Source organism: Sphingomonas sp. NIBR02145, assembly GCF_027359115.1.
Lineage (GTDB): Bacteria > Pseudomonadota > Alphaproteobacteria > Sphingomonadales > Sphingomonadaceae > Sphingomonas > Sphingomonas kyeonggiensis_A.
This window is the reverse complement of record NZ_CP114791.1, coordinates 4,578,320-4,591,901: the sequence shown is the minus strand read 5'-3', so window position 1 is coordinate 4,591,901 and position 13,582 is coordinate 4,578,320. Positions and strand designations below refer to the sequence as shown.

9 protein-coding genes and 1 riboswitch are annotated in these 13,582 nt (G+C 65.7%); of the genes, 3 read left to right on the top strand and 6 right to left on the bottom strand.

The features are described from left to right. Positions 1 to 80 precede the first annotated feature (80 nt). The 4 genes from O3305_RS21065 to O3305_RS21050 all read right to left on the bottom strand — a co-directional run bounded on the left by O3305_RS21065 (position 81) and on the right by O3305_RS21050 (position 6,065). Positions 81 to 3,275, bottom strand: a complete 3,195-nt coding sequence (locus tag O3305_RS21065) for an efflux RND transporter permease subunit (protein ID WP_269574284.1) — start codon at positions 3,273 to 3,275, stop codon at positions 81 to 83. A 74-nt stretch (positions 3,276 to 3,349) separates the two neighbouring features. Next, a complete protein-coding gene (locus tag O3305_RS21060; RefSeq protein WP_184170294.1) occupies positions 3,350 to 4,624 on the bottom strand; it encodes an efflux RND transporter periplasmic adaptor subunit in 1,275 nt (424 codons plus the stop codon). Then, positions 4,621 to 5,013: a hypothetical protein gene (locus O3305_RS21055; protein ID WP_353739211.1), complete on the bottom strand. Its 393-nt coding sequence runs from the start codon at positions 5,011 to 5,013 to the stop codon at positions 4,621 to 4,623. The genes O3305_RS21060 and O3305_RS21055 overlap by 4 nt, the downstream gene beginning before the upstream one ends. Positions 5,014 to 5,453: 440 nt before the next feature. Then, positions 5,454 to 6,065: a TetR/AcrR family transcriptional regulator gene (locus O3305_RS21050; RefSeq protein WP_184170300.1), complete on the bottom strand. Its 612-nt coding sequence runs from the start codon at positions 6,063 to 6,065 to the stop codon at positions 5,454 to 5,456. A 295-nt stretch (positions 6,066 to 6,360) separates the two neighbouring features. On the opposite strand from O3305_RS21050, the gene O3305_RS21045 reads away from it, so the two are divergent. Together O3305_RS21045 and O3305_RS21040 are read left to right on the top strand one after the other, a co-directional pair. Further along, positions 6,361 to 7,779 carry a sensor histidine kinase gene (locus tag O3305_RS21045; protein WP_269574283.1) on the top strand — a complete coding sequence of 473 codons (1,419 nt, stop codon included), beginning with the start codon at positions 6,361 to 6,363 and terminating at the stop codon, positions 7,777 to 7,779. Continuing rightward, a complete protein-coding gene (locus O3305_RS21040) occupies positions 7,776 to 8,387 on the top strand; it encodes a response regulator transcription factor (RefSeq protein WP_269574282.1) in 612 nt (203 codons plus the stop codon). The genes O3305_RS21045 and O3305_RS21040 overlap by 4 nt, the downstream gene beginning before the upstream one ends. A 271-nt stretch (positions 8,388 to 8,658) precedes the next feature. On the opposite strand, the gene O3305_RS21035 is transcribed toward O3305_RS21040, so the two are convergent. Both O3305_RS21035 and O3305_RS21030 read right to left on the bottom strand, forming a co-directional pair. Next, complete coding sequence (locus O3305_RS21035; protein ID WP_269574281.1) at positions 8,659 to 9,231, bottom strand: TMEM165/GDT1 family protein; 573 nt, start codon at positions 9,229 to 9,231, stop codon at positions 8,659 to 8,661. Between the two features lie 11 nt (positions 9,232 to 9,242). Continuing rightward, positions 9,243 to 9,427, bottom strand: a riboswitch (yybP-ykoY riboswitch). Positions 9,428 to 9,490: 63 nt separating this feature from the next. Then, on the bottom strand, positions 9,491 to 10,021 hold the full coding sequence (locus O3305_RS21030; protein WP_269574280.1) for an alpha/beta hydrolase: 531 nt from the start codon (positions 10,019 to 10,021) through the stop codon (positions 9,491 to 9,493). Positions 10,022 to 10,473: 452 nt separating this feature from the next. Here O3305_RS21030 and O3305_RS21025 point away from each other — a divergent pair, with 452 nt between their 5' ends. Continuing rightward, the gene (locus O3305_RS21025) at positions 10,474 to 13,515 is read left to right on the top strand and encodes a TonB-dependent receptor domain-containing protein (protein WP_269574279.1); all 3,042 of its coding nucleotides are present in this window, start codon (positions 10,474 to 10,476) and stop codon (positions 13,513 to 13,515) included. Positions 13,516 to 13,582 lie beyond the last annotated feature (67 nt).

Genomic DNA, 13,582 nt, shown 5'->3' with positions numbered 1-13,582 from the left:
CCGGCGAAAGCCGGGGTCCAGGGTTACAGAGCGAGATCGTTCGTGGCTCTGGCCCCCGGCTTTCGCCGGGGAACCAGGACTTATTCCGCCGGCACCAGCTCGGGTGCATGGCCCCCTTCGTCATGCGCCTTCCGGTTGCCGCGCATCCTGGCGATGCGGTCCCCGAGTGCGCGGCACACGACGTAGAAGGTCGGGGTGAACAGCAGGCCGAAGGCAGTCACGCCCATCATCCCGAAGAACACCGCAGTACCGAGCGCCTGGCGGAGCTCTGCACCCGCACCGCTCGCGATCAGCAGCGGCACGGCGCCGAGGATGAAGGCGAACGACGTCATCAGGATCGGACGCAGGCGGTCACGCGCGGCACGCACTGCCGCCTCCACCGGCGACAGGCCATCCTGCTCCTCGGCCTGCTTGGCGAACTCGACCACGAGGATCGCGTTCTTCGCCGCCAGCGCGATCAGCACGACCAGGCCGATCTGGGTGAGGACGTTGTTGTCCATGCCCCGCAGGTTCACGCCGGCCATTGCCGCAAGCAGACACATCGGCACGATCAGGATGATCGCCAGCGGCATGGTCAGGCTCTCATATTGCGCTGCCAGCACCAGGAAGACGAACACCACGGCCAGGGCGAAGACGAGACCCGCAGTGCTGCCGGCCATCTTCTGCTGGAAGGCAATGCCGGTCCATTCGGCGTCATAGCCGGGAGGCAGATCGGCAGCGAGCTTCTCCATCGTGTCGAGCGAGGCGCCCGAGCTGTAGCCCGGAGCGGTATCGCCATCCACTTCGACCGCCGGGAACAGGTTGTAGCGCGTCACGCGGTACGGACCGGTCTTGTTCTCGAAGGTCGACACGGAACCGATCGGCACCATCGCGCCACTGTTCGAACGGGTCTTGAGGTTGGCGATATCCGCCTCGGTCGAACGGAACGGTGCGTCAGCCTGCGCGGTCACGCGATAGGTGCGGCCGAGCATGTTGAAGTCGTTCACGAAGGCCGAGCCGAGATAGACGTTCAGCGCCTCGAACACCCGCTCCGGGGGCACGCCGAGCATGTCCGCCTTGCGACGGTCGATATCGGCGAACACGCGCGGGGTGGCGGTGTTGTAGAAGGTGTAGATCTGCTTCAGGCCGGGAGTCTGGTTGGCCTGGCCGATCAGCCCGAACGCGGTCTTGCCCAGTTCGTCATAGCCATGCTCGGCGCGGTCCTCGATCATCATCCGGTAGCCACCGGCCGAGCCGATGCCCTGGATGACGGGCGGGGGGACGACGAGCAGCATAGCCTCGTTGATATCGGCAGTGCGCTTGCGCGCCTCGCCCATGATGTCCTCGATGCTGACGCCCAGCTTCTTGCGCTCCTCGAAGGAGAGCAGCGGGACATAGGCGGCGGCCGAGTTCGGGGCGAGCGTCTGCGACGGGCCGTCGAAGCCGGCGAGCATGACCGAGCCCTTCACGCCCGGGATCGGCAGGATGCGGGCGACGACCTTGCGCATCACTTCGTCCGTACGCTCGAGCGACGAGCCCGGCGGCAGCTGGATGACGGTGAGGAAGTAGCCCTGGTCCTGCTGCGGGATGAAGCCGACCGGCGTCACCCAGAACATGCCCACGGTGGCGGCGATCAGGCCGACATAGGTGAGCATCATCCGCTTCGGACGGGTGACGAGCACCTGGGTGAGCTTGGCATAGCCGACGCTCATCCGCTCGAAGCCGGTGTTGAACGCATCGGCGCCGCGCTTGAACTGGCGCCCGATCGGGCCCTTGGCCTCGCCCTCGTGATGCTTGAGCAGCACCGCCGCCATTGCCGGCGAGAGGGTGAGCGAGACGAGCAGCGAGATCGCGGTCGCGGCCGAGATCGTCACCGCGAACTGCTTGTAGAAGGCGCCCGACAGACCGTTCAGGAACAGGGTCGGCAGGAACACCGCGAGCAGCACCAGCACGATCGCAACGAGCGCGCCGGAGACTTCGTCCATCGAGGTCTTCGCCGCCTGGAGCGGCGTCATGCCCCGCGCCAGGTTGCGCTCGACATTCTCGACCACGACGATCGCGTCGTCGACGACGATGCCGATCGCCAGCACCAGGCCGAACAGCGAGAGGTTGTTGAGCGAGTAGCCGAGCGGCAGCAGCACCGCCATCGTGCCGATCAGCGAGACCGGGATGGCGAGCACCGGGATGATCGCCGCGCGCCACTTCTGGAGGAAGACGATGACCACCAGCACGACGAGCAGGATTGCCTCGCCCAGCGTGTGATAGACCGCGTCGATCGACTGCGAGATGAACTCGGTCGGGTTGTAGATGACGCGATATTCCAGTCCCTTGGGGAAGTTCTTGGACATCAGCTTCAACTGGTCCTGCACCGCGTTGGCAGCGGCGAGGGCGTTGGAGCCCGGGCGCTGGAAGACGGCGAGGATCACGGTCGGCTTGTTCGAGAGATAGGTGTTGGACGAATAGTCCGCCGCACCCAGCTCGACGCGCGCCACATCGCTCACCCGCACCTGGTGCCCATCGGCATCGGTACGGATCACGACCTGGCCGAACTGCGCCGGGTCCTTCAGGCGGCCCTGCGTCTCGATGTTGAGCTGGAAGGCATTGCCGGTCGGGGTCGAGCCCGGCTGGCCGAGCGTGCCGGCGGCAACCTGGACGTTCTGCGCGCGCAGCGCCTGGACGATGTCGCCTGCGGTCAGGTTGAGCGCGGCGGCCCGGCCCGGATCGATCCACACGCGCATCGCATAGTCGCGCGCACCGAACATGCGCACGTCACCCACGCCTTCGACACGGGCAAGGCGGTCCTTCACCTGCGTGAGCGCGTAGTTCGAGATGTACTCGCGATCGACCGAGTTGTCCGGCGAGATCAGGTTGACCACCAGCAGGAAGTCCGGCGTGGTCTTGCGCGTCACGACGCCAAGGCGCTGCACTTCCTCGGGAAGCCGCGGAATGGCGACCGCGACGCGGTTCTGCACCAGCACCTGCGCCGCATCCAGGTTGGTCCCGGACTTGAAGGTGACGGTGATGGTGACGTTGCCGTCACCGGTCGACTGCGACGACTGGTAGAGCATGTCGTCGACGCCGTTGATCTCCTGCTCGATCGGCGCGGCCACGGTTTCCGCGACCGTCTCTGCCGAGGCGCCCGGATAGGAAGCGGTGACTGTCACCGTCGGCGGGACGATGTCGGGATATTGGGAAATCGGCAGCGCCAGATAGGCGATCGCGCCGATGATCGTGATGATCACCGCGATCACAGCCGCGAAGATCGGGCGCGTGATGAAGAACCGTGAGAGGCGCATCGGGCCACTCCTCGTGAATTGAGTTCGGAAAAAGGGTCAGCCGCCGGCCCCTGGGGAGAGCCGGCGGCTGATGGTCAACGGGCGAAGGTAGCTTCGCCGGTGACCGGCGCCGTGAGGGCCGGCGCCTGACTGGTTGCGGTGGGCTCGATCTTGCCGGCCTTGGGGGTCACCTTGCCCCCGGGCTGCGCGAACTGGGTGCCCGAGATCACGACCTTGTCCTGGGCGGTCAGGCCCGAGCGGACGACACGCAGGCCGTCGACCACGGGACCGAGCGTCACCGGCTTCGGTGCGACCGTGCCGTCCTTGCCGACGACCAGCACCAGCTTGCGGGCCTGGTCGGTCTGGATCGCGGCATCGGGCACCATCAGCGCCTGGGTGGTGCCGCCGGCCGAGAGGCGCATGTTGCCGAACATGCCGGGCGTCAGGAACATGCCCGGGTTGCTCAGCACCGCGCGCCCGCGGATCGTGCCCGACTTGGGATCGAGGCCGTTATCGGTAAAGTCGAGCTTGCCCTTCCACTTGTAGTCGGTCTCGTCCTGGAGACGGATCTCCACCGGCGATTCCTGGGCACCCGCTTCCTTCGCGCGCTTGGTCTTGAGGAACAGCGCCTCGGAACCGTCGAAGGTGAAGTAGATCGGATCGAGCGCGTTGATCGTGGTCAGCAGCGAACCGCCCTGCCCCTCGCCCGCGGCGACCAGGTTGCCCGGATCGACGCGGCGGTCCGAGATGCGGCCGGCGATCGGCGCGCGGACCTGGGTGAACTCCATATCGAGCGCGCGGCTGCGCACCCGGGCCTGGGCGGCCGACACCGCCGCACCGGCGGCGCGGACACGTGCCTGGAGCCGCTCGACATCGCTCTTCGACACCGCTTCCACGGAGACCAGCCGCTCGGCGCGGCCCAGGTCGGAACGGGCAAGCGCGAGATCGCTCTCGGCGCTGGCCAGCCCGGCGCGTGCCTCGGCAAGCGCTGCGGCGAAGGGGCGCTGGTCGATCGTGAAGAGCAGCTGGCCCTTCTGGACGATCGCGCCGTCGGTGAAGTGGACGCCGGTGATCGCACCCGAGACGCGCGGACGCACCTCGACGGCGCGGCTCGGCTCGAAGCGGCCGACATAGTCGTCCCACTCGTTGATGTCGCGGGCGAGCGGCGCCGACACGGTCACCACCGGCGGCGGCGGTGCTGCCATCGCGGCGGGTGCGTCCTTGCTGGCAATGCCCAGCCCGGCGGCGACGAGCACCACCGGGATCGCGACCAGGCTGCCGCGCTGCCACAGCGGCATGCGGCGGATACGGTCCGAGACGCCCGGCTTGTTGTCACCGGTCTCGGTTTCGATGCGCGAGATCATGTTCATTGGAATCGCTTCCCCTGATTCAGGGCTGCACGGCCACGGCTGATGGAGGCGAGCAGCGTTTCATATTGGTCGGGCGTGAAGCCCGCTTCGTGAAAGGCGCGGATCTCGTGGCGCGGCAGGGCATAGCCCTTGTGCCAGGCGAGCACTGCGACGCGCCGCAGCGCCTCCAGCTTCTGATCCGCCAGTTTCGGATTGGGGCTCTCTCCCCCGAAGATCATGCCCAGCGCCATCGACAGGCGCCCGGGTTTCTCCAGCGAGGCAAGCCGGTCGTGCTGGGCGATCGCCACGACCTGCCATTCGAGCGCGGAGAAGCCGCTGACCGGAAGCACATCTGCGGGCGCCGCGACCGGGCTGCCCTGGAGCTCCGAAAAGTTGAGATAGGCCATCATCTTTCCTCCTGCGTGTTGCCCGGCGGAAGGCAAAAACCTCCCCGTGCCGCGCGGAACCCCTTCCGCCGGCATTTCCGGTCATCCCCAACCGGCACGAGACGATGCTGTCGCGCAGACGCATGTGTCTGCGGCGCACCGGCTCGGTCCTGTCCAAATTTCAGCGCTGCTGGAGTTTCGGGGCGGGGCCCCAGCCCCATTCCCTCGCTTCGGCAACTTCCCTCATTTCTATACTGACTGGTATAGAAATCGTGCTGCGTTGCGTCAAGGGCTTTTTATACTGGTCGGTACTTTTTGTCGAGCTAGGGGTGAAAAAAGTTCCAGATCCGCCCGGGCTCTTTCCCGTCATCCCGGCGAAAGCCGGGATCTCAGGCGATGGCAGGAAAAGAGCCGCACGAGATCCCGGCTTTCGCCGGGATGACGGCCTTCTCTTCCGCTTGCGCTTATTTGCTCGGCCAGCAGGCCAGGCTGGTGTCGATCAGCTTCTTCAGGTCGACGCACGACGTCCCGCTGCCCGCCTGCAGCGCGATGCCCTGCAGGAGGGCGAACAGATAAGCGGTCAGGCCGATCACGTCGGTATCCGCCGGAAGGTCACCCTCGGCCTTCGCACGCTCGAACCGGTCGATCAGGCTCTGCTTCACGATCGCCCCGCGCGCGAGCACCTCGGCGCGGATCGACTCGGCTTCGGTGCCGCAGGCCACCGAATTGATCACGCCCATGCATCCCTTGGGGTCGCAGGTGCTCATCTGCATCTCGAGCGCGCCGGTCAGCAGTCGCTCGGCCACTCCGCGCGCGGTCGGCGCGTCGAGCGCCTTGCCCATATAATCGAGCTTTTCACGCTGATAGAGGTCGAGCGTCTTCTTGAAGAGCGCTTCCTTGTTGCCGAACGCCGCATACAGGCTCGGCCGGGTGATCCCCATCGCCTCGGTCAGATCGCTCAGCGAGGCACCCTCATAACCCTTGGTCCAGAAGACGCGCAGCGCCGAGGTCAACGCCGAGTCGGTGTCGAATTCGCGGGGGCGGCCCTTGGTGGGCTGGCAGGCGGTGATTTCCATAATGACCGGTACATAATAGCAAAAGCGCAAAAAGCCAATGCCTTGCCGCATGCTCCGGTTCCAGCCCCTGAACCACTGTATTTTCACGGGTGTGAACTTATCGGCGGGCAGTATTAGGCGGATGTAATGGTTAACTCTGGCCGACTCGCCAATTGTCGAACGTATCGCGCGCTTGCTCCGCAAGTAGCCGATGCACGCGATCAATATAGGTGGAGATCGGCGGTCATCGGAGCCTGAGATGAGAGCTGGGGCGCTCCATCGAGGACTGGACCGGTACGGTATAACCTTGCTGGCGGTGACAATCGCATGCGGGCTTCGCGCCCTGATCGATCCCTGGACCGATGACCGGCCCTATTATCTGATCTTCCTCCTGCCGATACTCGTCGCAGCGATCCTGTGCGGGCTCCTCCCCGGCCTGCTGGCGGTGCTGTTGTCGCTGGTCGCGGAGAACCTCGTTCGCCCCGCGCAAGGAGATTTCCCCGATCTCCTGCTGTTCCTGCTCGCGTCCGGGCTCCTGCTTCTTTTCGTCAGCTGGTTCCGGACCGGCCGCGGCACGACGCGTCCGCCGACGGATTCGCAGCAGGAAACCGAGCGCCAGCTCAAGGCGAGCGTCAATCAGTTCCGCTCGGTGCTCGCCACCGTGCCCGACGCGATGATCGTGATCGACGATCGCGCGCACATCCTGTCCTTCAGCGCGGCGGCCGAGCGGCTGTTCGGCTTCAGCGAGGCCGAAGTCGTCGGCACCAACATCAACCGGCTGATGCCCAACCCCGATCGCGAGCGGCATGACGACTATATCGCCCGCTATCTGACGACCGGCGAGCGCCGCGTGATCGGCCGCGGCCGCACCGTGATCGGCCAGCGGCGTGACGGCTCGACCTTTCCGATGGAGCTCTCGGTCGGTGAAGCGATCACCGATGGCGACCGGGTGTTCACCGGATTCATCCGCGATCTGACCGAGAAGCAGAAGGCCGAGGACCGGATCGAGCAGCTGCGCGGCGAACTGGTCCATGCCGCGCGTGTCAGCGCGATGGGCACCATGGCTTCCACTCTGGCGCACGAGCTCAACCAGCCGATCACCGCAGTGGTCAACTATGTCCGTGGCGCCGGCAATCTGATGCGCGGCAACGAGAGCCCTGACCTGTCGGTGATCCAGCACGCGCTGGACGAAGCGACCAACGAAGCGATGCGCGCAGGCGGGATCGTCCGGCGCCTGCGCGAATTCGTGGCACGCGGCGACAGCGAGAAGAGCGTCGAGGACCTCGATGCGCTGGTCGAGGAGGCCGCCAAGCTCGCGCTGATCGGCGCACGCGAACGCGGCGTCGACTCCTTCTTCGAAATCGATCCCGCCAGCTCGGTCGTGCTGGTCGACAAGATCCAGACGCAGCAGGTGCTGATCAACCTGATGCGCAATGCCGTGGATGCGATGTCCGCATCGCCGATCCGGCGCCTCACCATATCGAGCAGGGCCGAGCCGAACGGCTATGTCCGCGTCACCGTGGCCGACACCGGCACAGGCATCGCCCCCGATATCGCGGAGAATCTCTTCCGCGCCTTCAACAGCAGCAAGGACGGCGGAATGGGGCTTGGCCTCTCCATCTGCCGCACCATCGTAGAGGCCAATGGCGGAAAGATCTGGATGGAGGCCTGCCCCGGCGGCGGCACTGCATTCCACTTCACGCTTATCCGCATGGAAACGGAGCAGTCCGAATGAATGACCGCCGGCTGGTACACATCATCGACGACGAGGACAGCGTCAGGAACTCGATCGGGTTCATGCTGCAGACGACGGGCTATTCCGTGCGCACCTGGCCTTCCGGCGTCGCCTTTCTGCGCGAGCTGCGCAATGTCGAGCCCGGCTGCATCCTGCTCGACATACGCATGCCGGAGATGGACGGGCTGCAGGTGCAGCACCAGCTCAACGAGCGCGGCGTGACCATGCCCGTTATCGTGCTTACCGGGCATGGCGACGTGACGATCGCGGTGAAGGCGATGCGCAACGGCGCCTTCGATTTCCTCGAGAAGCCGTTCGAGGCCGATCAGCTGCTCTCGGCGATCGAGAACGGGTTCGAGCGTGCCAACGAAGCGAACAGCGCCACCCGCACCGATGCCGCGCGCACCCAGCTCGCCAGCCTTTCGGCGCGCGAGCGCGAAGTGCTCGACGGGCTCGCCGCCGGCTTCCCGAACAAGACCATCGCCTATGATCTCGGCATCTCGCCGCGCACGGTGGAAGTCCACCGCGCGAACCTGATGCAGAAGCTCGGCGCGCGCAGCCTGTCCGAGGCACTGCGCGTGACCTTCACTGCGGAGATGGGCGCCTAGGCTGCTGCGGATGCCGCTTTCGGTTCCCCGGCGAAGGCCGGGGAACGCGCACGACATCCTTGCAATGTAGGATTTCGCCTGCTGCGATCGAGCGGCCAGCCCATGGCAGGCCGCTCTTTGACCCCGGTAAAAATAGGATCACGCACACGCAACAATGTTGCGAGAGGCGGCCGGTTACCGAGGAAATGGGGAAAATAGTGGCCCGCAAAACCCACTCTTGGCCTGTACTTTGTGTACTTTCGCGAGTCGGCGCACCCGCGGTGTTGGAGCCCTAGAACCAGCCCGCCGTCTCGCCGAGCATCCAGATGCCGGCGGCGAGGAACAGCACTGCGGCAATGCCGTGGACCAGCCTGAGCGGCACCCGCTGCAGCAGCGCATTGCCCAGGAACACCGCCGGGACATTGGCCAGCATCATGCCCAGCGTGGTACCCGCCGTGACCGCCCAGACATTGTGGAAGCGCGCGCCCAGCGCCACGGTCGCCAGCTGGGTCTTGTCGCCCATCTCGACCACGAAGAAGGCGATCGCAGTCGTCAGGAATGCGCCGAACCGCGCCGGCTTGTCCTCCAGGTCGTCGATCTTGTCGGGGATCAGCGTCCACAGGCCCATGGCGATGAACGACGCGGCGATCAGGTAGCGGAACCAGGTGCCCTGCAGCAGCTGCGCCGCTTCGGAGCCGACCAGCGCGGCGAGGAAGTGGTTGGCCAGCGTCGCCGCCAGGATGCCGAGGATGATCGGCACCGGCTTCTTGAAGCGCGTGGCGAGCAGGATGGCGAGCAGCTGGGTCTTGTCGCCGATCTCGGCGAGCGCGACGAGCGCAGTGGAGCTGAACAGGGCTTCGAACAAGGGAATACTCCGGGCCGGACGGAGACGAAATCCAACGACATCGCACCTCCCCGCCCGGCTGGAGCGGAGATGCGACGCCATTGGTCTCGCCCGAACGGTGCTCCCGTCCCTCCCGCGCCATGGCCTCTCGACCAAGTATGTTGACGCGGGAGCCCGCGCGATTTGCGCGGCTGGCTACTCCCCAAATAGCGAGTTGCTGCGTGAAGCAGCACAGCGCGGCCCCTACGGCACGCGCCTGCCGAAATCCAGCGTTTTGTGTTCAGCCCGCCAGGCTGAGCAGTCGATGCTCCGTGCCGGGCTCCTCGCCCGGCTCCCCGCGCAGCGAAGCCAGCAGATCGCTGATCGAGCGCACCGGCGAGGAATCGAGGAAGCGACTGCCCCAGTCCCGCGCCAGCGCCGCGGCGTCCGCCCCGGTGTCGGCCAGGATCGAGGGAAAGGCGATACGCAGCCTGGGACCGGCGAACAGCTGGTCCGGCGATGCCGTCACCGCCGATCCAAGCGGCCGGACGAACACGGCGCCCGCCACCTTCTCGACATAGGAAGCCGGCGACAGCCGCGCCCACCAGGTCACCGCGAAACAGCCAATGCCATGTGCGACCAAAATCACGGGGCGCTCGGTAAGCCGCACCGCCTCGTCGAGGCGCGCCGCCCACAGGTTGCGCCCGCCACCACCGGCGCCAAGCTCGATGATCTGCCCGGCATGGGCAAGCAGGCCACGCGCGGGTCGGTCGGCACGATCATAGATCGTCAGGGTCGGAAGCGACGAATCGAAGAGGCCATTCTCGGGCATTCGGTATCTCCCTTGATAAGGGGAAAGCACGCTCAACGAGTCGCCAGCGTATTCCTACTGTACCGCTATGCAATTCGCCCTGCGCCAGAATGAGTGCGCCGCGCGCCGAAATCGCATGGTACCGCTTACATGCTCTCGACCTGCCCCGCCCCGGCGGTCGGATTTCATCGCAAAACGCTCCGACTCGGACGCTTATGGCGCGATCCGGCGCGCCTCGCCCCGCAGCGTCGCCCGCGTGCCTGTTCTCCAATCCGGAGGCGGCGCAGCGGGGCAGGCTGCAGGCAAATGCCTGGACGATCGGGTCGGCAGGGGTTCTCAACGGAATTGACCGAGCGCGATGCAGCCCGCCGCGCGAGCGAAAGAGGGAGTGGCCCGCCACCGAGTGACCCGAGCACGGGCACCGCCGCGGCCCACCAACAAAAGGGCAAGCAATGATAAACCGAACCAAGACCATGACCCGCTTCCTGCGGGGCTCGACGGCGCTTTGCGGCGCGATGCTGATCGCCATGCCGGCCCATGCGCAGGAAGCCGCCGCGCCGGCAGCGCAGGACAGCACCACGGTACCCGCGGCGCCCGTCGCACAGGAAGAAACCGGCGAAGCGATCGTCGTCACCGGCTCGCTCTTCCGCCGCGCCAATGCCGAAACGCCGTCGCCGGTCACCGTGCTTTCGGCCCAGACGCTGGAGGAGCGCGGTCTGAACACCGTTTCGGAGGCCTTGCAGCGTGTCTCGGCCGGCAACGCCGGCACGATCACCGCGGGCTGGAACAATGGCAACAACTTCGCCTCCGGCGCCACGGCGATCTCGCTGCGCGGCCTGACCGTGCAGGCCACGCTCACCATCTTCGACGGCCTGCGCATGGCTCCCTATCCGCTCGCCGATGACGGCCAGCGCAACTTCGTCGACCTGAACACCATCCCCAACGCGATCGTCGAGCGCATCGAAGTCCTGCGCGACGGTGCCTCCTCCACTTATGGTGCCGACGCGGTCGCCGGCGTGATCAACGTGATCACCAAGAAGCAGGTTACCGGCCTTCATCTCAACGCATCCGCCGGCATTTCCCAGCGCGGCGATGCCGGGGAGCGCCGCTTCGATGCGACCTGGGGCTTCGGCGACCTGAACGAACAGGGCTTCAACTTCTACGTCAGTGGAGAATACCAGAAGCAGGATCCGCTCTGGGCGCGCGACCTTGGCTATCCGTTCAACACCGCCGACTGGAGCAAGATCTGCAAGGCGGACGGCATCTGCCTGCAGAACCGAAACCTCAACGGCGTCAGCGCCAATGGCAGGGCGCGGACATTCTTCGAGGCTCCCGGCATCACCTATACCCGCCCGGTCACCACGCCCGGCTCGGATGCCGGCACCGGACGCGTAACCCAGCTCAACCCCGCGCTGGGCTGCGGACGCTTCTCGCCGATCCAGCTGACCGCGGCGCAGATCGCCGCATCGACGCTTGCACCTGCCGATGGCCGTGTCTGTGAAGTCAACAACGTCGCGGCCTACCGGATGCTGCAGCCGGAAATCGAGCGCATCGGCGCATCGGCCCGCTTCACCGCCAATATCGGTGAGCATCATCGGCTCTATGCCCAGGCCAATTTCTACCAGACGAGCAGCTTCGCTTCGGCCGCGCCCTACGCCTTCGTCGGCCAGCCGACCCCGCCGACCGGTGATGCGGGCGTGTATGAGCTTATCGCGCCGGTCTATGTCTGCCCGACGGGCGTGGGCACCCTGAACGGCGTCGGCACGGGCTGCAACGCCACCAACGGGACGCTCAACCCCTACAACCCCTATGCGGCCGCGGGGCAGACCGCCCAGCTGTTCTTCACGCCGGACAGCCCAGTAACCGACGAGCCGAAATCGCGTGCGTTGCGCGGCACCATCGGCCTTTCGGGAGACATCGCCGAGGGCTGGAACTATTCGGCCGACTTCACCGCGTCGAACGTCCGGCTGCGCCGCGTGCAGGGCAACTACATGATCCCGCAGCGGCTCATGGATGTCGTCGCACGGGGCACGTTCAACTTCAGCAACCCGAAGGCAACGCCCCAGGACGTCTGGGACTATATCATGCCGAGCCAGACCACGATCTCGGAGTCCAACCTGTGGCAGGCAACCGCCAACGTCACGCACAAGCTCTTCACCCTGCCGGGCGGCGATCTCCAGGTGGCAGGTGGCGTCGCCTATCGCCACGAGTCGATCGACGCGCCCAGCGCCAATCCGCAGAACGATGCCCATCCCTATGATCGCTACTATGGCATCAACGCAGTAGGCACCGCGGGCAATCGCAACGTCTTCTCGGCATTCGGCGAAATCGATGCGCCGATCATCAAGCAGTTCGAGATGAACCTGTCGGGCCGCTACGACTCCTACTCGACCGGCCAGAAGAACTTCTCGCCCAAGGTTGGCGCCAAGTTCACGCCGATCCCGCAGGTGGCGGTGCGTGGCACCTGGTCAAAGGGTTTCCGCATCCCGAGCTTCAACGAAGCGTTCGGCCTGCCGACCACCGGCTATGTAACCATCGGCGGCGAAGGCTTCTGCGACAGTCAGCCCGCGTTCTGCGCGGCGCATGGCAACAACAACTATGCGAATACGTCCTTCTCGATCGGCCTGGTCAACAAGGGCAATCCGAACCTGAAGCCGGAACGGTCCGAAAGCATCACTGCCGGCTTTATCTTCGAGCCGATCCGCAACGTCAGCTTCACCGTCGATTTCTGGCGAATCAAGGTGCGCGACCTGATCGTCGGCGTGACGGACTCCGGGCCCGCCGTGGAGCAATATTATGCGAACAACGGCGTCGTGAACATTCCGGGCTTCGTCGTCCGCCCGGCGCTGCGCGACCAGCAATTCCCGAACGCGCTGCCGCATATCGGCTTCATCGAGACCTCCTACGCCAACGCCAACCAGCAGCTGGTCGAGGGCATCGACCTGGGCGTAAACGCGAACTTCAAGGTCGCGGACGGCGTCAAGCTGATTAGTTCGTTCGAAGCCTCGTATCTCAACAAGAACCATCTGACCCCGGTCGATCCGATCACGGGCAAGCCGGGCAAGGCGCAGGAATATGAGGGCACGCTGAGCCCGTGTAACACCACCTCCTGCTCGGGTTCGCCGCGCTGGCGCGCCAGTTGGCAGAACACGCTGGACCTGGGCAGCACCCTCGTGTCGGTGACCGCCTATTACACGTCCGGCTACGACGTCGCCCGCGTCGACTTCGGCGGCAAGCCGGGCGATTGCGCCAGCGCGATCGCCACCGGTTCCAAAGCCTATACCGACGGCTCGCCCTATGCCTGCCGTTCCAAGGCGGTCTGGAACGTCGATATGACGGCATCGCAGAAGATCAGCGACCAGTTCTCGATCTATCTGAACGTGCTCAACCTGCTCAACACGAAGCCGCCGTTCGATCCGACCGCGGCCTATGGCCTCTACGGCTACAATCCGGCCTGGGCCGGGCCGAATGCCCTTGGTCGCTATTTCCGGATCGGCGCCAAGGTCGACTTCTGATTGCCCTCTCGAGGGGTAATCGCTGGGGGAGCGGCATGCCGCTCCCCCTTTTTGCGCGCACCACCCG

Excerpts from the sequence above, each read along its gene's own strand:
- O3305_RS21065 (WP_269574284.1), bottom strand. The coding sequence starts at position 3,275 with ATGCGCCTCTCACGGTTCTTCATCACGCGCCCGATCTTCGCGGCTGTG.
- O3305_RS21060 (WP_184170294.1), bottom strand. The coding sequence starts at position 4,624 with ATGAACATGATCTCGCGCATCGAAACCGAGACCGGTGACAACAAGCCG.
- O3305_RS21055 (WP_353739211.1), bottom strand. The coding sequence starts at position 5,013 with ATGATGGCCTATCTCAACTTTTCGGAGCTCCAGGGCAGCCCGGTCGCG.
- O3305_RS21050 (WP_184170300.1), bottom strand. The coding sequence starts at position 6,065 with ATGGAAATCACCGCCTGCCAGCCCACCAAGGGCCGCCCCCGCGAATTC.
- O3305_RS21040 (WP_269574282.1), top strand. The coding sequence starts at position 7,776 with ATGAATGACCGCCGGCTGGTACACATCATCGACGACGAGGACAGCGTC.
- O3305_RS21030 (WP_269574280.1), bottom strand. The coding sequence starts at position 10,021 with ATGCCCGAGAATGGCCTCTTCGATTCGTCGCTTCCGACCCTGACGATC.
- O3305_RS21025 (WP_269574279.1), top strand. The coding sequence starts at position 10,474 with ATGACCCGCTTCCTGCGGGGCTCGACGGCGCTTTGCGGCGCGATGCTG.